The following is a 19,035-nucleotide window of genomic DNA, read 5'->3' on the forward strand; positions in this document are numbered from 1 at the left end:
GAGTCGACGCGGAGCGTCGGCGACCGACGACAACGCGGCAAGCCGCGGTGCCAGCCGACCCGGGCCCGGCCATGATCCACCGGACACCCCCTAGCCCCCCGGCCCGAGCGGGGCAGGCCCGCCGCTGAGCCCACGCGCGTCCGTCTCGCCGCCCTTCGGCAACGCCGAGGCGGCGAGGCGTACCGCTTCCGGCCGGTGCCGTACCGCCATGTTCCTTACAGCGGGGTCGCCGCGTGGAGGATGAAGAACAAGGTCACGGCGGAGTTCGCCGAGGACAGCGCCGAGACGGTGGTGCCGGCCGCGGCCCCCCACACGGCCAGGCCCACCCCCGTGAAGGCCGGCGGCCAGTTGTGACCTTCGGGTGCCGGCCCCAGCAGGGCCGCGACCCGGCGCGGCACCGGCCCGGCAGCGGCGAGTCCGGCGAGCGTCGCGAGAGGCGTGGCGCGGCTGATGAGCGCGGCCTTCCCAATGGCCACCGCCACCGTGCGCCGGCTGCCGACAGCGGCAGCGGCGTCCTCGTCCGCCCACCGCTCGGCGGTGTACGAGACTGCGGAACGCAAGGGCCGCAGGAAGGGATTGGCGCGGGCGGCGAGCTGTACCGCGAGCAGGAAACGGTGGTGACGGCTGGCCAGGTGTGCGCGCTCGTGTGCGAACAACGCCCGGCGCTCTCGCGAGGTCAACGCGGCCAGCATGCCCGTGGTCACCACGATGCGGTCACGACGTCCGCCCGGCAGCGCGTACGCGTACGGCACATCGTCGGGCAGGACCGCCACCGGTGTGGCGGGCAGCCCGGCGAGAGCCCGGACGCTGCGCCGGCGCACTCGGCGGTGGCGCCATGCCGCCGCTGTGCAGGATCCGAGGACCGCGAGCAGGGCGGGAATGGCGGCCCTGCCCGCCACCTCGTCGTATGGAACCGCTTCGCGTACCTCGGGGTCCGACCAGCCGTCCGGCAGCGGGTTGCCGGGCAGCTGCGCGGTGCCCACCACCATCAGCAGCGCCAGGCACAGCGTGCTGCACACCGCCAGCACGGTCGCGACGCCGGTCAGCAGCCAGGTGGCGGTACGCGGGTGAAGGTGATGTTCGGCCAGGCGTGCGATCGGCCATGCGCTTAAGGGCAGCACCAGCGGCAGGAAGACGAATACCCCCATACCTGTCAGTCTTCCCCATCGCCCGACGCCTGCGCCAGGAGATCCCGCAGCAGCTGCTCGTCCCGGGGCGACAGGGCGGTGACGAAGCTGGCCAGGACGGCCTGCCGGTCCCTTTCGCCGTCCAGGACCTTCCGCATCCGCAGCGCGGCCAGCCCGGATTCGTCGGCCACCGGAGTCCACTCGAACGACCGGCCCACGCGCTCCCGGGCAACCGCACCCTTGACCTGGAGGCGGGTGAGGATGGTCATGACGGTGGTGTAGGCGAGGTTGCCGCCGAGCTGCTCCTGCACCCAGCCGGCCGTGGCCGGGCCTGGCGCCCGGCAGAGTGCGGCCAGCACCTGGGTCTCCAGCTCACCCTGGCCTCGCCTGCGGGAATGTTCGGCGCCGCCCTTGTTCTGGACCGTCATGCCGTCAACCTCCCGCCGCCCAGTCCCCGGCCGCTGCGGCGGGGGCGGTTCATCGTACCGACCCTGCGATCTTCCCATCGGCTGCTGTTCACCTCATGCTGAGATCCCTCACGTGCGGGCGAAATCAGCCAGGCCCCCGCAACCGGCCGAGTGCCGCCCCAGGCGTCGCCGCGCGAAACCCGACGCCCCGCGCGGGAGCCAGACTCCGATACTTCTACAGTGATGTAGATTGCAGATTCTGCCACTCGGAGAGCCAGACGTCTCTGTCCGGCTCCCGCGCAACGGGAAAGAGATGCGACATGGGTGTGAGCCTGTCCAAGGGCGGCAACGTCTCGCTGAGCAAGGAAGCCCCGGGCCTGAGTGCCGTCCTGGTCGGCCTCGGCTGGGATGTCCGCACGACCACCGGCACCGACTACGACCTCGACGCCAGCGCCATCCTGGTCGGCGAGTCCGGCAAGGTCACCTCCGACCAGCACTTCGTCTTCTACAACAACCTCAAGAGCCCTGACGGCTCGGTCGAGCACACCGGCGACAACCTCACCGGCGAGGGCGAGGGTGACGACGAGGTCATCAAGGTCAACCTCGCCACCGTCCCCGCCGACGTCGCGAAGATCGTCTTCCCCGTCTCCATCCACGACGCCGAAAGCCGCGGCCACAGTTTCGGGCAGGTGCGCGGCGCCTTCATCCGCGTCGTCAACCAGGACGGTGGCGCCGAACTCGCCCGCTACGACCTCTCCGAGGATGCCGCTACCGAGACCGCCATGCTCTTCGGCGAGCTGTACCGCAGCGGTGCGGAGTGGAAGTTCCGTGCGGTCGGCCAGGGCTACGCCTCCGGCCTCTCCGGCATCGTCGCCGACTTCGGTGTCGGCGTCTGACACACCGGATGCCCTGCGGGCGGGCCGGATCTCCCTCCTCCCGCCCGCAGGCGCACTGCCCGACGCCCCTTCCAGGGGGATCCCCCGTGAACGCTCTCGAGGGGAATGTTCGTCTGTCTGGTGGGAAAATCAGCATGGGTGGAGCGGGTGCCGCGCTGTAGGAATCGCCGTACGTCGGTGACGGGCGAGGGTGCCCCGGCTCCGTCCGAGCGATTGCGGTGATCGGTATGACTCATCCGATGGATGACCGGCGCATCCTCGCCGAGATCGAACGAGGACTGGCCGAGGAAGACTCTGGCCTCGCCGCGCTGATGGACGCGCTCAACCAACAGTTCGCCGACGGTCCGGCCAAGGACAGGGACCCTCCCGACAGCAGGCGGCGTCGTGACTGGCGGGTGGTGGCCGGGATCATCTTCCTCGTCGTCTCCGTGCTGGGCTTGTTCCTCACCGCTGCCCTCCAGGGGACGTCGCAATCGGCCGACGTGGACGACAGACGACCGCCCGGCCGCGCCGCGGCCGTGCTCTTCGACCCCGGACGGTGACCGGTGACGCGGTCGGCGAGCAGGACGGGAACGTGCCACGGCGGTGGTTGTACCTCGGTGCGACGGGCATGGTAGTACGCGCAGCCCGTTCGTCGCCGTGATCCAGCACGGGCCAGGCCGACGCCGGCTGCGCGGGGTGATCACGGCAACGCAGCTGCTTGAACGCCTTCTCACGGCAGCCGAAACCGTCTGACGCCCACGGCCGCGCGAGGCTCAGTCCGGGGGCGGGCGTACGCCGACCCTCGCCTTCGTATCAGTCGTTGTCGCCGGTCGCAGGGGTGCGCTGGTAGATGTCGGGGATGCCGTCGGCGTCGGCGTCGAGGGTTTCTTCCTCGTACAGGCGCCGGTAGATCTTGTTCCGGCGCCGGAGCAGGACAGCGGCGAGCACGGCCGCGGTGAGGGAGGCGATGAGGACGGCGGCCTTGACGTGCTCGCCGACTTCGGCGCCCGGGAAGGCCAGTTCTCCGATGAGGAGGGCGACGGTGAAGCCGATGCCGGCCAGGACGGAGAGGCCGAGGACGTCGGCCCAGGCGAGGTCGGGGTTGAGCTGGGCGCGGGTGAAGCGGGCGGCGAGGTAGGTGCCGAGGAAGATGCCGAGGATCTTGCCGGCGACGAGGCCGATGACGACGCCGAGTGGTTCGGGGCCGGTGAACACCTCGGCCAGCGCATCCCCGGAGAGGCTGACACCGGCCGCGAAGAGAGCGAAGAGCGGCACGGCGACGCCTGCGGAGAACGGGTGCACCAGGTGCGAGACGCGGGCTCCCGGAGAGGCGGCCTCGCCCTTGTCACGGGTGGTGCGCAGGATCAGGCCCATGGCGACGCCGGCGACGGTGGCGTGGATGCCGCTGTTGTACATCAGGGCCCAGATCGTGATGCCGAGCGGTACGTACCACCACCAGCCGCGGACCCGGAAGCGCTGGAGGAGGTAGAAGACGACCAGTCCGGCGAAGGCCCCGCCGAGCGCCCAGAGGTTCAGGTCGGAGGTGAAGAAGACCGCGATGATCAGGATGGCGCCGAGGTCGTCGACGACGGCCAGGGTGAGCAGGAAGGCCCGCAGGGCGGCGGGCAGGTGAGTGGAGATGACCGCGAGGACGGCCAGCGCGAAGGCGATGTCGGTGGCCATGGGGACGGCCCAGCCGTCCAGGCTGCCACCTCCGGCCGCGGCAGTTGCGGCGTACAGCGCGGCGGGTACGGCCATGCCGCAGAGCGCTGCGATGACGGGGAGGGCGGCGGTGGCGGGGGTGCGCAGCTCGCCGACGACGAGTTCACGCTTGAGTTCGATGCCGGCCACGAGGAAGAAGACGGCGAGGAGCCCGTCGGCGGTCCAGTGCCCTACGGAGAGGTCCAGGCCGAGCGCGGGTATGCCGAAGTGGAAGTCGCGTATCTGCTCGTACGCCTCGCTCCAGGGGGTGTTCGACCAGACCAGCGCCACCATTGCGGCGGCCAGCAGCACCATGCCGCCGATGGTCTCGGTGCGCAGGGCTTCTGCGACGGCTTGACGCTCGGGCCAGGGCAGAAGCCCGAACAGGGTGCGCTGGCGCGGTGCGGTCATGGCGGGGGTACCTCCGGGGCGTCGGCAGGAAATGGGCACACGGCCCCAAGGACGCCGACCAGACTTCCCGGCACACCCCGCGCCACTCGTGAGGAAAGACGAGTTCATTGACGCGTTCTTTACACCCTATCGGCGATCCCCGGATCCCACCAGATGGGTTCTCACCTGCTGAAACGTAAAGGGAGAGGGCCCGTACACACCAAGGCGCAAGGTGTGTACGGACCCTCTCGGAGGAGCCGGGCCGCGGGGGCGGTCAGACGGTGGTCTTCACCGGCTCCTGGTCTTCGTCCTCGTCGGCTTCGGTGTCCTGGCCGGCGTCGCGGCGGCGGACGAAGTCGAGGAAGGTGTTCAGCTCCCGCTTGACCACGGGCGCCAGCAGGTACAGGCCGATGATGTTGATGACGGCGAGCATGAAGAGCACCGCGTCGGCCATGTCGATCAGGGTCTGGAGCGTGAGCAGGGAGCCGGCGACGGCGAACAGGGTGTAGAGCACCTTGTAGATCGTCTCGCTGGTCTTGCTGCGGCCGAAGAGGTGGGACCAGGCCTTGAGGCCGTAGTAGCCCCAGGTCAGCACGGTGGAGATGGCGAACAGCATCACTGCGATGGTGAGGATGTACGGGAACCAGGGCAGGACCGTGCCGAAGGCGTCGGAGGTGATCGTGACGCCGCCGATGGACTCACCGGCGCGCGCCTCGGCCCAGCTGGCGGGGTTCGCGATCACGATCGTCAGCGCGGTCATGGTGCAGATGACGACCGTGTCGATGAACGGCTCCAGCAGGGCGACCAGACCCTCGCTGGCGGGGTGCTTGGTCTTGACCGCGGAGTGCGCGATCGGCGCGGAGCCGAGACCGGCCTCGTTGGAGAACGCGGCCCGCTTGAAGCCGATGATCAGAGCGCCGAGAACACCACCGGCGACACCCTGCGGGTTGAAGGCACCCTCGAAGATCGTGGAGATCGCCGCGGGAACCGCGGAGACGTTGACCAGGATGACGACCAGGCACGCGGCGATGTAGATGCCCGCCATCGCGGGGACCAGCCTGCTGGTGACCGAGGCGATGGAGCGGATGCCGCCGAGGAGCACGATGCCGACGATCGCGGCGATCAGGATGCCGAAGAACAGGGCGCCGGCCGAGGAGCCGACCAGGCCGTCCTCGCCGCCGGTGACGGAGACCAGCTGGGCGTAGGACTGGTTGACCTGGAAGAGGTTGCCGCCGAACAGGCCGAAGAAGAGGATCATGGCGGAGGCGAGGACCGCCAGGACCTTGCCGAGGGTCTTGCCCCGGGCGCCGAAGCGCTCGGCCAGGCCCTTGGGCAGGTAGTGCATCGGGCCGCCGGAGACGGTTCCGTCGGCGTGCACCTCTCGGTACTTCACGCCCAGGGTCACCTCGACGAACTTCGTCGCCATGCCCAGCAGACCGCAGAGGATCATCCAGAACGTCGCGCCCGGGCCGCCGATGGAGACGGCGACGGCGACACCGGCGATGTTGCCCAGACCGACCGTGCCGGAGACGGCGGCCGTCAGCGCCTGGAAGTGGTTGACCTCGCCGGCCGAGCCCTTCTCGTCGTACTTGCCGCGCACGACGTCCACCGCGAGGCGGAACTTGCGTATCTGGACCAGCCCGAACCAGCCGGAGAAGACGAGGCCGGCGACGACCAGCCAGGCGACGATCAGCGGGATCTGAGTACCGCCCACCGGGACGGAGTAGAAGACGACGTCCCCGAGCCACTTGGCGATGGGCTCGAAGAATCCGCTGACGGCTTCGTCCACGGAGTTGGTGATGGTGTCGAGTGACATCTGGCTTTACCTCGATGCGCAGAACCGGCGCAGTGCGGTGCGACGGTATGAATGCGGGCTTTGAGCAAACGCCGATGTCCGATCGGCGACCCTGGGCGTCCCGGTCCGCGGACTCGGACCGTGGCCCTCCCTGGCCGTGCAAAGCCGGTGCGAGCCGGCACTCCGTGGTCCGGCGAGGGGTGGTGCCGAAGCGGAGTGGCGCATTCATAGCACGCCCTTTACGGAATCTTTAGTGATGCAGATCACTGTCGGGGGATTCGGGGGCTCGAATCCCAGGGCCGGTGATGCGATCGTTATCCGGATCTGAGGTTTTCCTGAGCGAACACGGCATGTGAGGGGTGATCGCCCGTGAGGGCTCCCCGTCGTGGGCTGAGGAGGCGATTGCGGGGATTGATCCGGATGAATTTCGCGGGCGCGGCCCTCGTGTCGGTCGTCCTGCGGGACGTGTTCCAGACCCTGTGCCACCCCACGCGCCACGGTGATCTCAGTCGGCTGGTCATGACGGTGCCATGGCGGCCGGCCTCCCACCTGCCGCTGCGCCGCCGGGCCGCCGGCTTCGGCGCGGTGGCGACGGCACTCGCGCCTGGGTGGAAAGCGCGGCGCTGAGGACGTGCTGATCTGGTCGACGACGTGTTCAGCGCCGTGCGTCCCGCCCTGACGTCATGGCGGTGGAGGGGAGGGGGAGGGCGGGAGGCGGTAGTGCCTTTTCTGCCACGACGTTTCACGCGTGGCGTCACTTCCGCGCCCGACGGCGCCCCTGGCCGCAACCTCGGGGCCTGCCCTGCCGAGCTGTGAACGGACCGTTGCCAGCCCGTCACGGGAACCAGGCATGAGTGGACAGTTCGGGAATGAGACCGTGCGCCGTACGTGCGATGAGTACCGCCGAGGATATGAGCCCCACGTGACTGAGGCCTTGCGGGAAGTTCCCGAGGAACGTCCCGTCGCCAGGCGCCAGTTGCTCCGGCAGGAGGCCCAGTTCGTTCGAGTACGTGCACAGCCGGTCGAACAGTTCCACGGCCTCCCCGACGCGGCCCTGTCCGACGAGGTTGTCCGCCAGCCAGAAGGAACACAGGAGAAAGGCGCCTTCCGGTCCTCCCACTCCGTCCGGGGATTCCTCGGGCAGATAGCGGTAGAGGAGCCCGCCGCCCGCGTCCAACCGCTCGGCGACCGCCCGGCACGTCGCCACCATCATCGGGTGGTCGGCGGGCAGGACGCGCCGTAGGGGCAGCGCGAGCAGCGAGGCGTCAAGACCCCCGCCCGGGGCAAGGTGTTCGGTGAGGGCCCGCTGCGCCGGATCCCAGGCGGTCTCCAGGATGTGGCGGGTGATGGCCCGGGCGTCCCCCTCCCACCCTTCAGCGTCGCCGGGAAGTCCCAGCCGGCGGGACAGGCGTGCGGCACGGTCCAGAGCCACCTGGCACATGGCCGCCGAATAGGTGAACGGCCGTGGTGACGACCGGACCTCCCAGATGCCGTGGTCGGGCCTGGCCCATGCGGTGCGTGCGGCCTCCGCGAGCGAGGTCAGCCGGTCCCACAAACCGGGATCGATGGCCCCGCCCGTGGCCGCCCACTGGAAGGCGCAGTCCAGGACCTCCCCGTAGACGTCGTGCTGGCTCTGGCGGGCGGCGTCGTTGCCCCAGCGCACCGGGGCTGATCCGCGGTAGCCCGCCAGCTCGGGGTCGATGACCTCCCGGGGTGCGGGACGCCCGTCGATGTCGTAGACGACGCGTGGCCCCCCGGAGGCGTGTACGGCATCCAGGACCCAGGTCAGGAAGCCGCCGGCTTCCATGGGCAGCCCGATCCTGCGCAGAGCGAAGACCGTGTAGGCCGCGTCCCGGACCCAGGAGTACCGGTAGTCCCAGTTGCGGTCACCCCCGATCCTCTCGGGCAGCGAGGACGTCGCGGAGGCCACGATGGCGCCGTTCGCGAAGTGGTCCAGCAGCTTCAGGGTGATGGCCGATCGGTGGACGAGTTGCCGATGGGGCACGTCCTGGACGAGGTGGCCTGACCAGGCCCGCCAAAGCCGGACCGTCTCGGCGAGCGGGTCGCCGGCCTCGTCCCCTGGTGCACGCGCCCCCGGCCGCCACTGGAGTGCGACCCACAGACGCTCTCCTTCCCCAAGGCGAACTCCGTGCTGGCGAGGCAGCGGGCGGGAGCAGCGCAGAACGGCGTCCAACCCCTGCTGAGGACACCGCAGCCGCAGCTCACCGGCCGAGCCGGTCACCGCTGCCCCGCCCCGTGGCTCGAAGTACACGGAGACGTTCGGTCGGCCGTGAAGGACTCGTACGAGACGGATCAGGGTGCCCGTGCCGGCAGGGGAATCCTCCTCCAGCACCGCGCCGTGCTTCAGAACCATGCCGTCCGTGATCTCGACGGTCCCGTCGGGCGATCTGATCTCCGTGACCAGGACACCTGTGCCCGTCAAGTAGCGCTGCCGGCTGTGGGTGGCGCCGGCGACCGCCAGCCGGAAGCCGCCGCCACGGTCCGGGTCCAACAAGGGGCACAGCAAGGGCGGCGAGTCGAACCGCGGCACGCACAGGAAGGCGATCGACCCGTCCCGGCCGACCAGGGCGCAGGTGCTCCCGTCGCCGATGAGCCCGTGGTCCTCGATCGGCGGTTCTCGCCCGGCCGGGGGCAGCGGGCGCCAGCCGCTCATCGGCGGTGTCCGCTCCGCCTCGTGCGTAGGGTGACGCGGCGGTCGGCGGGGGGCAGGGCGTCGGAGAGCCGGAGGACTCCCAGCGGGACCGGGAAGACGAGGGTCGAACTGAGGTCGCCCGCTGTTTCCACCGTCGTGGACGGCACTCGGTGCCGGAGCGCCTCAGGATGCTGCTCGACCCCTGCCAGGATGCCGATCAGCTGTGTGTTCATGGCTCGTCCTCCTGGGTTCTCCGATGGTGGGGGCAGGTCAGCCGCCTCCGGCTACCCGGGCCGTGCGCCGTCGACCCCACCCCTCGTATCGTTCGAGACCCTTCACTCCCCGCGACTACCCGCGACCCGTCGGGTTAGACCCCGGAGAGCGGAGGCAGGCGAAAGCGATTCACAAGGCGCTGTGGGCGGGCTCGGCGAGAGCCCGGGCGATGGCCAGCAGGTGCCGCTGCCGCCGCGCGGCCCATGCCAGGTTCATGTGCGGGAACAAGACCGGTGCCCGACGGGCTGGTCGTGGACCCCGCACCCCGGTGGGCCATCGAGGGCATGCTGGGCCGGCTTATGAACCAGGCTGAACCCGGCAATCCGGGAAGAATAGGACGACGCGCCCTCTCGGCTTGCCGTCCCCTACTCGTCCCGGGCTGCATGCCGCCCGACCGGGCGGGCGGACCGGTGGCGGGGGTCCGTGGCGCGGGTGATGGCGCTCTCCACGGCGGCCACACGGTCGGCGAGCAGGCCGAGGGCGGCGACCGCCCGGCTGAGCGGGTCGTCGTCGGCGGTGCCGAGGGCTTGGGCGCGGACGTGGGAGGTGGTGATCTCGGTCCAGCGGGCTGCCTGTTGCGGGGTGAGAGTGCTGCGCAGTACGCCCAGCTTGAGGAGGTTGGCCTCGGCTCCGGTGGTGAGGGTCTGGGCCTCTGACGTGTAGTGGTCCTCGATCACGGCTGTCAGCTCGGCGTCGTTCATGGCAGGCGAGATGCGGGCCGCGATCTTGTTCATGTTGCGGTAGGAGCCCTGGAGCTGGAAGGGCGGTTCGGTGCGGCTCGCCTCGCTCTGGGCCGCCGAGGCGATGTAGGCGTCGTTCACGGCGAGGACCGTCTCCCGAGCGGTGAGGAGGTGGCGCAGTACGGCGAGGATCCGGTCCAGTTCCGCCGGCGGATACGGGTGGGTGAGGCGGTCCTGGCGGGCAGTGGGGTCGCCGGCGGCCAGCCGTACGAGGAGCTCCAGGTCGGCGCGGTCGCGTCCGGCCAGCGGGGCGAGGACCGCGTTCGAGGTGAGGGCGTTCTCGACGAAGCTCAGGGCGAAGGCACCCTCCTTGCCGGTCAGCACGTCGCCGAGGTTCCACACGTCGGCGCGGTTGGCGAGCATGTCGGGGACGCGGAAGCGCTGCCCGGATTCGGTGTACGGGTTGCCGGCCATGCAGACGGCGAAGCGTTTGCCGCGCAGGTCGTGGCCGCCCAGTGTGCGGGTCGTGTCGCACAGGGGGATGAACTTCTGGAGCAGTTCCGGTGAGGTGTGCTGGATGTCGTCCAGGTAGAGCAGGACGTTGTTGCCCGCCTCCAGGGCGAAGGCGATCTTCTCCAGTTCTCGGCGCGCGGTGGTGTTCGGGGCAGCCTCCGGGTCGAGCGAAGTGGTGTCGTGCCCGAGGGAGGGGCCGTCGATCTTGACGAAGAGCAGGCCGAGCCGTTCGGCGACGTACTCCACGAGCGTCGTCTTGCCGTAGCCGGGCGGCGACAGGAGCAGCAGCAGACCGCTGCTGTCGGTACGCTTCGCGTCCCCGGCCGCCCCCAATTGTCTGGCGAGGTTGTCACCGATGAGGGGGAGGTAGACCTCGTCGACCAGGCGGTTGCGGACGAAGGAGGACATGACCCGGGGCCGGTAGTCGTCGATCCGCAGCTGCTCGCGCTCGGTCGTGGCGAGGGCGCTGCGCTGCCGCTGGTAGGCGCGGAAGCCCGGGACGTCGTATTCGGCGAAGTCCGCGGTGCGGGCGAGGAAGTCGTCCAGGCGCAGGACGAGGGAGCGTTCCCTGATGCGCGGGTGGGCGCCGAGCAGACCGGAGACGGTGGCCGTGGTGTTGCCGCTGGCCTCGTAGCGGTCCAGTGCGGGGCACAGTTCGACGGCGGTGGCCTCGGCGATGTCGCCTTCGTCGATGTCCTCGCCGGATGCGGCTGCGTAGGAGGTGAGCCAGCCCTCGACGAGCTGCCGCCGTGCCGTCATGTCCGGGAGGGCCGCGAGGTCCTCGTCGTACGGTGAGGTGCCCACGCTGCGCCGGAACTTGTCCAGGAGAGTGCGGGCGGCGGTGGATACCGCGAATCCGATCGGTGTCGACGTCAGCTCTTCGAAGAGGTACTCGGCGGCGCGTGCCGGGTCGGCAGCGCCGGTCGTGAACAAGTTGATCGCTTGGGCCAGTTCATCCTGGAGAGCGCTGATGGCGGGCGCGAGTCCGAACGTGTCGCGGGCCCGGGCGAGGGACACGGCACGGCGGGTGAAGGAGTCACGCTCCTGCTCCGTCGTGCCGTGGGCCCAGTGCAGCGCGGCCGTGGCCCTTTCGTGCGGCGGGTAGCGCAGCAGCCCGGCGCTCTCGTGCAGCCGCAGCAGCACGCGCAGGATCGCAGTTGCGTCGTGGTCGTGGACTCCGCGTTCGTATCCCTCGTCGTACGCGGCTTCGGCGGCACGCTGTACGAGCGCCTCCAGGTCGGCGTCGGTGAGCGTCTCGGCTCCGTGCTCGGCCAGCAGCCGTGCGGCCAGGTACTCGGCGCGGTACACCTCGGGCGACTCGGAGGGCAGTGTCCGGGCCCAGTAAGGCCGGCTTGCGGCGAACTCCGGGTCGGTGACGGGGCGGCGGTAGTCGGTGCCGGTCAGAGCGAATGCCAGGCCGTCCGGGTGCGGTACGAGTGTCAGCTCGGGGGCCTGGCTGGCGACGGCGAAGCGGTGGCGGCCCAGACGGATCGTCCTGCCGTCGGCTTCGAACAGCTCGCTGCGGTCACGCAGTGCACGTCCGGCTTCCTGCCGGGCGGCCAACAGGCGGCCGTCCAGTTCCTCCGCCCGTACCTGGTCGCCCAATGCGCGCAGCTCGTCCGCCGTGCGCCGGACCTTGGCCGCCATCGGGTCGGAGGCGAAGTACGTGTTGACCTCGTCGAGGCCCTCCAGGGCCGACGCCCTGCGGGTGACGGTCTCCAGCACTCGGCGCGCGGAGTCGGCCAGGGCCTCGGCGCGCCGGGCGCGGGCGTCCTGGAGGGTCTGGCGGCGTGCCGAGAAGGCGTCGTGGACCTCGGTCCGCTTCTCCGCGATCTGGGCGAGGAAGCCGTCGTGCTCGGCGAAGCGCGACTCCAGGTTCTCCAGCCGGAGCAGGAGGCGGGCGAGCTGGGTTTCGCAGTCCTCGGGCGTGGTGGCCGCGGCCAGCGCGCCGGTGACGGACTGGCCCAGCAGCGCGGACTCGGCCGCGAACTCGGCCCGCCCTTCCCGGTCGAGGAGCTCGCCGCGGCGGGCGGCGAGGGTGGCGCGGGCCCGGTTCACGGACCCGAGGACCTCGGCGATCCGCTCCAGGATGGTGGTGCGTACGGTCGCGTCACCGACGTCCAGGCTCGCGACGACCTCGGCGAGGGTCTGGAGGCCGAAGGTCCGCTCCTCCAACCGCTCCTCCACGGGGGCGGCCTCAGCGACGGTGGCGATCGCCTCGGCGTCGGCGGTGAGCTGCTCGGCCTCGGCGCGATAGGCGGTGAAGGCGTCCTCGCGGTGCAGGAAGGCCACGGCGCGCTGGGCCGCGGAGGCGATGTCGCCCTCCACGTTCGCCGCCAGGGACTCGATGCCTTCGGTATCCGCGTACCGCATCTCCTTCAAGGTGACCAAATGGCCCTGCGCCCGGCGCAGCTCGGTGATGCGCTCGATCCACTCCTCGGCGGTGGCCGGGGCCTCGCCGCGGATTCGGCGGACCAGCCGGGCGATCGACTGAGCGGCTTCCGCGAGGGCGTCGGCAGCCTGTCGGGTGAGGACCTGGACGCCCTCGAACTCCTCCAGTACCTGCGCGGCGGTGGACCGGACCTCTTCCAGGGGGCCGTACAGATCCCCGGTCTCCGCGTCACCGAGCCAGGGGAACCGGTCGGCCGCCCGGACGCAGGCAGCGAGCAGCGTCTCGTACACCGTCCCGGTGGGCGCGGCTGCGGTCTCGGCGGCCTGCCGGGCGATGGACAGGCAGTCGGCGATGCCCCGGACCAGGTCGGCGTTGCCGATCCGGGCGAGCGGTCCGTCGCCCGAGGAGGTGGGGTGAGTGTCGGAGGTGTAGGGGGTGTGCCAGATCTGCACGGGGTGCATACGGGCGGGCTCGGCGGCGTGGGCACGCAGGACAACGAGGGTTCCGTCGTCGAAGAGGGCGTGGCCGTGGCAGCCGATCGGGGTGGCGACGTCTTTGCGGATCAGGTTGTAGGGCAGCAGCAGGCCGCGTCCCTCGGCGCGGGCGTGGAACGCGAAGAGCACGTCCTCGCCATTGGGGGAATGCACGGCCCGCTCGAATTCCAGGTCCGCCGTGTCCGTGTCGAAGGTCTTCACCAGGCCGGAGGCGAGGCAGTAGCCGCCGGGGAAGACGATGCCCTCGTCGTCCGGCAGCCGGCGGCAGGACTGGCCGACGCCGTCGAGGCGGACGACCGAGTTCGTGACGGTGTTGAAGACCAGGTGCCGCCGGGTCTCCTCCTTGTACGGGCGGATCCGGAGCAGGATCAGCGTGCCCACGGTGGCGAACGCCACCTCCGCGTCCGCGAGCGACTGGAGCGGCTCGTCCACCGGCTCGCGGTGGATGCCCTCGCCGGTCTCGGTGTCGTTCTCGGTCTTGACGGTGAGCGCGCCGCCGACCGTCGAGACGAAGAGCCGCCCGTCGATGGAGGTGTGCGGGTGGCGGCCCAGGACGTGGTCGTCCCGGGTGGTCTCCCGCCACTCGACGTCGTGGGTGGGCGGGAACACGTGGTCGCGCTCGCCCTGGGCGTCCAGGAACCGTGCCTCGCCGCCCGGGGTGAGGGACCAGCGCAGGACGCGGATGTCCTCGGCCTGCTCTCCGGTCTGGAAGACGGCGAGCAGCTTGCCGTCGACGCGGCGGAGCTGGAGCAGCCTCGCACCCTGGTAGTAGCGGTGCAGCGCGCCGAACTCCCGGATGAAGCCGGGGGCGTCGAGGAGGCCGGGCGCCGCGCTGTCGGGGAGCGGGTTCAGGTCACGGTCGTACAGGGCCAGTACGTCCCCGACGGACTTCTCGGGCCCCTGGCCGGAGGAGCCGTTGTAACCGAAGAGCAGCAGCTCGCCGACGGCGACGATGTCGCGCGGTGTCCGGTTGTCCTCGGTGCTCAGGCGCTCGGAGCCCGTGAGGGTGAGCCCGGCAGCGCCGAATTCAGCGATCCGGGCGGTGTTGAGGCCCTCGGTGCGCCGGGCCAGCTCGCGGGCCTGCGTCGCGAGCCGGTCGCGCAGCACCTCGTACGTCCCCGCGTCCATCGCCGTGGCCGTGGTCATGTGCTCCAGCTCCCTCGTGTACAAGATGGTGTGCGGTTGCGGAGCCGCCATCCCCTCCTCGGCGGCTCCGCAACCGTTGACCGCACCCCCGTGGCGGTCAGCTCTTGGCGGTGCCGTTGAGGACGGCGCCCTTCTGCCCGGCGAGTGCGGATACCGGCAGGTCGGCCAGCCCCAGCTGACGTGCCTTGGCCATCAGTTCGTCCAGCTGCCCTGATCCGGTCGGCATGAGCTTCATGAGCAGGGCCGAGACCGTCAGGTTCTGCACGTCGGAGGTCGACACCGAGCCCAGCACCTTCGTGAGGTCCTCGGTGAAGGAGCCGGAGCCGTCCAGCCAGGGCCCGGCCAGCGCCTGCGCGGTCTGCGAGTTCTCCATGAACCCGTCCACCGCCCGGCCCATCGACATCGCCCCGACGATCCGGTCGAAGAACGCGGACTCGCCGCCGATGATGCTGATGTCGGCGCTCTCCAGCCCCGTCGCCAGCACGGTGGCCTGAGCCTCCGCCACCTGCCGCTGCGCATCCAGCCCGGCGAGCCGGATCTCCTTCTCCGCCTCCAGCCGCAGTCGGTACTCCTCGTGCCCGCGCGAGGCCTCGTCGAGGGCGGCCATGGCCGCCGCCTTCTCGGTCAGGCCCTCGGCCTCCGCCTTCAGCTTCTCGCCGATGGCGACCGCCTCGGCCAGCGCCATCTCGCGGGCACCGTCCGCCTCCGCCTTCAGCCGCGCCGTCGTGGCCCCGGCCTCCGCGCGGCCGGCCTTCTCGATCGCGTCCGCCTCCTTCTCCCGTACGGCGACGGCCGCCAGGCCCTCGGCGGCGGCCTCGGCCTGGATGCCCTCGGCAAGGCGGATCTTGGCGCGGGCGTCCAGGTCGGCGGTCTTGTTCCGGGCCTCCGCGAGGGTGAGCTCCTCCGCCGCCCGGTGCACCGCCGCTTGCTCTGCGGCCTCCGCGGCCTTGATGTCCTTGACCAGCCGCTCCTGTGCCTGCGCCTCGGCCGCGATGACGATGGTCTGCCGGTCGCGCTCGGCCTCCTCGACGGCGCGCAGCCGCTTGATGGACTCCTCCTGCTCGGCGACCGTACGGTCCACCGCGACGCGCTCGCGCACAACCTCGGCGATGTCCCGCTTCTCGGTCTCGACCTCCTTGTCGGCGGCGATCCGTGTCAGCTGGGTCTCCCGCTCCCGCGCGATGACCTCCAGCAGGCGGTCCTTCTCGATCCGCTCGTTCTCGACGGCGATGACCCGCTCGCGGTTCTTCTGTGCGACGGCCACCTCACGGGCCTGGTTCTCGCGCTGGATGCCGAGCTGCTCCTCCGTCTTCAGGAAGGCGCTCTGCGCCCGCAGCCGCTCCTCCTCCACCACCCGGGCGGTTTCCGCCTCCTCCCTTGCCCGGACGGTCTCGATCTCACGGCGCTGCTTGCTCTCGGCGTCCGCCTGGCGGCGCTCAAGCTCCAGGATCGCTTCCCGGGCGTCCACGTTCTGCCGGGTGAGCTCCTTCTGCTCGTGCTGGCGGAACTCGTTGGTGCGGACGCTCTCGACCGCTGTCAGTTCGGTGATCTTCCGGATGCCCTGGGCGTCCAGGATGTTGCCGGCGTCCAGCTGGGAGAGCGGGGTCTGCTCCAGGTAGTCGATCGCCGCATCCTCCAGGCTGTAGCCGTTCAGATCGGTGCCGATGACGTGGATGATCCGGTCGCGCAGTTCGTTGCGCATCGTGTAGAGGTCGGTGAAGTCGAGCTGCTTGCCGACGGTCTTGAGCGCCTCGGAGAACTTGGCGTTGAACAGCTCCTGCAGGGTCTCCTTGTCCGAGGCCCGCTGAGTGCCGATGGCCTGGGCGACCTTGATGACGTCCTCGACGGTCTTGTTGACGCGGACGAAGAACGAGATGCGGATGTCTGCGCGGATGTTGTCCTTGCAGATGAGCCCGTCGCGGCCGGTCCGGGAGATCTCGATGGTCTTCACCGAGATGTCCATGACCTCGGCCTTGTGCAGCACGGGCAGCACGACCTGGCCGGTGAAGGTGACGTCGACCTTCCGCATCTTGGAGACGATCAGCGCCTTGCCCTGTTCGACCTTGCGGAAGAGCCGGGTCACGACGAGCAGTGCGGCGACCGCGAGGACGAGAACGACGATGACGAGCGTGCCGAAGCCCAATGAGATGGCATCCATGAGGAGTCCCCACGTGAGAAGTCGAATCTGAGAAGCCCGGAGGGCTGGAAGGAGCGGCTGATCAGCCGCGCGGGTCGAGCAGCCCATCGAGAGCACTGAAGGGCGCGACCCAGAAGAACTCGCCTGCGTCGTCGTACGCGTAGAGCAGCGCGGTACTGCCGAGCACCAGCGGATCACTGCCGTGCTGGCGGACCTGGACGAGCGCCGTGGAGCCGTCCTCGGCCGCGACCTCGGCCTGGCCGAAGCCCGCGTCCACCCGCCCCGTGCGGATGACGCAGGTCAGGCCGACGAAGTCCAGCCGGGACGGCCCGGGTTCGTCGGGGAAGAGTTTGGTCAGTGGCCGTACGAGCACGCGCGTCACGCGCCACGACAAGAACAGCGAAGCGAACATCAGGACAGCGCCGAGGACATGGACCAAGGTGCCAGGCCACCCCGTCCGGGCAAGAAGCACCGCCCCGCAGAGGCTCGTGAACCAGGCCACGGCGACCAGGAGCGAGGCGGACGCCGTGACGGGCACACCGCCGATACCCAGGGCGCCGCCACCGGCATCGGTGTCGAAGCCGTCGTGATCCGCGGCCCCGCACAGCACCAGCAGCCAGAACCCGAGGGCGACAACGAGGGCCGCGGTGAACAGCACGGTGGGGAAACCGAGTGCGGCAGCGATGAACTCGTCCACGCGTCACCCCTCCCACGGCGTCACGGCCGGGCACCCCCATCGGGAATACCGGTTTCCGGTCTCCGGCACAGGGTTCGCACCCCCTCCGGCCTCAGCCCATCCTGCCCTTCATGTAGGCCCGTCCACATTGCCGGTGATCGGCAATCTTTACGCCCCTTTGACGCCGCCGACGTGGTGTCGGGTAGTGTGGAGCAATGTTAGTGACTAACGTAAGTTAGTCACTAACGAAAGGCGGTGGGTCATGCCCTCAACGACGGTCGTGATCGTCGGGGCCGGGCCGACGGGACTGGCCGCGGCCTGCGGACTGCGCGCGGCGGGAGTCTTCGTCCGGGTGCTGGACAAGGCGCCTGGGCCGGCGGTGACGTCGCGGGCCCTGGGTCTGCAGCCTCGCGGGGCGGAGGTCCTCGACCGCCTCGGGGCGCTCGGCGACCTGCCCGAGCGGTCGGTGCGGATCGCGCACGTCGTCACGTACGTCGACGGCCGGCCCTTGGCACGGCTCGCTGTGGGGCAGCCCACGAAACTGGTGGCCAGGCCCGGCTTGCTGATGTCCCAGGCCGAGGTCGAGGCCCGGCTCCGAGACCGCCTGGCCGGACTCGGCGTCGAGGTCGAATGGAGTCGCGAGCTGTTGGACGTACGCCAGACCACCGACCGGGTCGCCCTCCACTTCGCCGATGGCGAGCAGCAGGCCGACTGGCTGGTGGGATGCGACGGTGCGCACAGCCGCGTACGCAAGGCCGCCGGCATCGGCTTCCCGGGTGCGCCTGTCGTCGAACGATTCCTGCTCGCCGATGTGACGGCCCGTCTGCCGATCCCCAGGGACACGGTCGCGGTCTGGCTGCACGGAGACACGATGCTCGGGGCGTTTCCGCTCCCGGGCGAGGACGTGTGGCGGCTGATGGCGCCCGCGCCGGCCGGATCCGCCGCAGATCCGATGCCGGCGCTGGCGGAGCTGCTCCTGCGCGAGGCGGGCATTCCCGCCGGCGCCGTGCGCGAGGTCCTGTGGACCTCCACGTTCCGCATCCACCGGCGCCTGGCCTCGTCCTACCGCCAGGGCCGGATCCTGCTCGCCGGCGACGCCGCCCACATCCACAGCCCCTTCGGCGGCCAAGGAATGAACACCGGCCTGGGTGACGCCGAGAACCTGGCCTGGAAGCTCGCCCTGGTCGCCGCCGGCCGCTGCGGTGACGGCCTGCTCGACACCTACGCGGCCGAACGCAGGCCCATCGCCCGCGAGGTACTGGCATCCACCAGCGCCATGACCGGCATGGTCCTCGGACAGACCGCATGGGAGCGGGCCTTGCGCGATCACGTCTTCGTCCCCCTGCTGAACCGGCCCCTTGTGCAGCGCCGGCTCTGGGAGAAGTCCTCCCAGCTGACCCTCACCTACCGCCAGGGCCCGCTCGGGTCCGGCCGTCACCTCCCCGGCTCCGCCCCGTGGCCCGGCGACCGCGTACCCGACCGCGCCTGCATCCGCCGGGACGGCACCGCCACCTGCCTCTACGAGGAGCTTCGCGCGGGCTGGGCCCTGCTCACGCCCGGAGCTGGCTCCGCCGACCACGAGGCGGTCGCCCGCCGCCACCTCGGCGCGGACCGCGTCACCACGCTCACCGTGCCGGAGAGCCGTCGGCACACCATGCTGGTACGACCCGACGCCCACCTGGCCTGGCGCGGAACATCGCCGGCCGCCCTGCACGAGGCGCTGGCCCGCATACTCGACATCGGCACAAGGCAGTGAGCATCGAGAACGCCCGG

The 19,035-nt window shown here is 70.5% G+C and carries 13 protein-coding genes; 4 read left to right on the top strand and 9 right to left on the bottom strand.

What is annotated here, in order from left to right; genetic code table 11:
- Positions 1–215 precede the first annotated feature (215 nt).
- Positions 216–1,148 (bottom strand): M56 family metallopeptidase, encoded by a 933-nt coding sequence (locus AB0D94_RS32615; protein ID WP_362059549.1) that lies wholly within the window; start codon positions 1,146–1,148, stop codon positions 216–218.
- A 5-nt stretch (positions 1,149–1,153) separates the two neighbouring features.
- On the bottom strand, positions 1,154–1,555 hold the full coding sequence (locus AB0D94_RS32620; RefSeq protein ID WP_362059552.1) for a BlaI/MecI/CopY family transcriptional regulator: 402 nt from the start codon (positions 1,553–1,555) through the stop codon (positions 1,154–1,156).
- A gap of 299 nt (positions 1,556–1,854) precedes the next feature.
- Here AB0D94_RS32620 and AB0D94_RS32625 point away from each other — a divergent pair, with 299 nt between their 5' ends.
- Entirely contained in the window at positions 1,855–2,430 is a 576-nt protein-coding gene (locus AB0D94_RS32625) for a TerD family protein (RefSeq protein WP_362059555.1), read from the top strand.
- A gap of 239 nt (positions 2,431–2,669) precedes the next feature.
- Positions 2,670–2,972, top strand: a complete 303-nt coding sequence (locus AB0D94_RS32630; protein ID WP_362059558.1) for a DUF3040 domain-containing protein — start codon at positions 2,670–2,672, stop codon at positions 2,970–2,972.
- 253 nt (positions 2,973–3,225) lie between these two features.
- Here AB0D94_RS32630 and nhaA read toward each other — a convergent pair whose 3' ends face one another.
- Both nhaA and AB0D94_RS32640 read right to left on the bottom strand, forming a co-directional pair.
- Entirely contained in the window at positions 3,226–4,524 is a 1,299-nt protein-coding gene (gene nhaA / locus AB0D94_RS32635; protein ID WP_362059561.1) for a Na+/H+ antiporter NhaA, read from the bottom strand.
- Positions 4,525–4,777: 253 nt separating this feature from the next.
- The gene (locus AB0D94_RS32640; protein WP_362059564.1) at positions 4,778–6,319 is read right to left on the bottom strand and encodes an alanine/glycine:cation symporter family protein; all 1,542 of its coding nucleotides are present in this window, start codon (positions 6,317–6,319) and stop codon (positions 4,778–4,780) included.
- Between the two features lie 390 nt (positions 6,320–6,709).
- Here AB0D94_RS32640 and AB0D94_RS32645 point away from each other — a divergent pair, with 390 nt between their 5' ends.
- Entirely contained in the window at positions 6,710–6,925 is a 216-nt protein-coding gene (locus AB0D94_RS32645; protein ID WP_362059567.1) for a hypothetical protein, read from the top strand.
- Between the two features lie 208 nt (positions 6,926–7,133).
- Here AB0D94_RS32645 and AB0D94_RS32650 read toward each other — a convergent pair whose 3' ends face one another.
- The 5 genes from AB0D94_RS32650 to AB0D94_RS32670 all read right to left on the bottom strand — a co-directional run bounded on the left by AB0D94_RS32650 (position 7,134) and on the right by AB0D94_RS32670 (position 17,283).
- On the bottom strand, positions 7,134–8,972 hold the full coding sequence (locus tag AB0D94_RS32650) for a glycoside hydrolase family 15 protein (RefSeq protein WP_362059570.1): 1,839 nt from the start codon (positions 8,970–8,972) through the stop codon (positions 7,134–7,136).
- A complete protein-coding gene (locus AB0D94_RS32655; RefSeq protein WP_362059573.1) occupies positions 8,969–9,184 on the bottom strand; it encodes a hypothetical protein in 216 nt (71 codons plus the stop codon). Before AB0D94_RS32655 ends, AB0D94_RS32650 begins: the two co-directional genes overlap by 4 nt.
- Before the next feature lie 405 nt (positions 9,185–9,589).
- Positions 9,590–14,449 carry a DNA repair ATPase gene (locus AB0D94_RS32660; RefSeq protein WP_362059576.1) on the bottom strand — a complete coding sequence of 1,620 codons (4,860 nt, stop codon included), beginning with the start codon at positions 14,447–14,449 and terminating at the stop codon, positions 9,590–9,592.
- 97 nt (positions 14,450–14,546) lie between these two features.
- Positions 14,547–16,607, bottom strand: a complete 2,061-nt coding sequence (locus AB0D94_RS32665) for a flotillin family protein (RefSeq protein ID WP_362059579.1) — start codon at positions 16,605–16,607, stop codon at positions 14,547–14,549.
- Between the two features lie 61 nt (positions 16,608–16,668).
- Positions 16,669–17,283, bottom strand: coding sequence for a hypothetical protein (locus AB0D94_RS32670; RefSeq protein WP_362059582.1), 615 nt, complete (start codon positions 17,281–17,283; stop codon positions 16,669–16,671).
- Between the two features lie 241 nt (positions 17,284–17,524).
- Between AB0D94_RS32670 and AB0D94_RS32675 the strand changes: the two genes are divergently transcribed.
- The gene (locus AB0D94_RS32675; RefSeq protein ID WP_362059585.1) at positions 17,525–19,018 is read left to right on the top strand and encodes an FAD-dependent monooxygenase; all 1,494 of its coding nucleotides are present in this window, start codon (positions 17,525–17,527) and stop codon (positions 19,016–19,018) included.
- The last annotated feature ends 17 nt before the right edge of the window (positions 19,019–19,035 follow it).

This window comes from Streptomyces sp. NPDC048255, from assembly GCF_040652415.1.
In the GTDB taxonomy this organism is placed as follows: Bacteria; Actinomycetota; Actinomycetes; order Streptomycetales; family Streptomycetaceae; genus Streptomyces.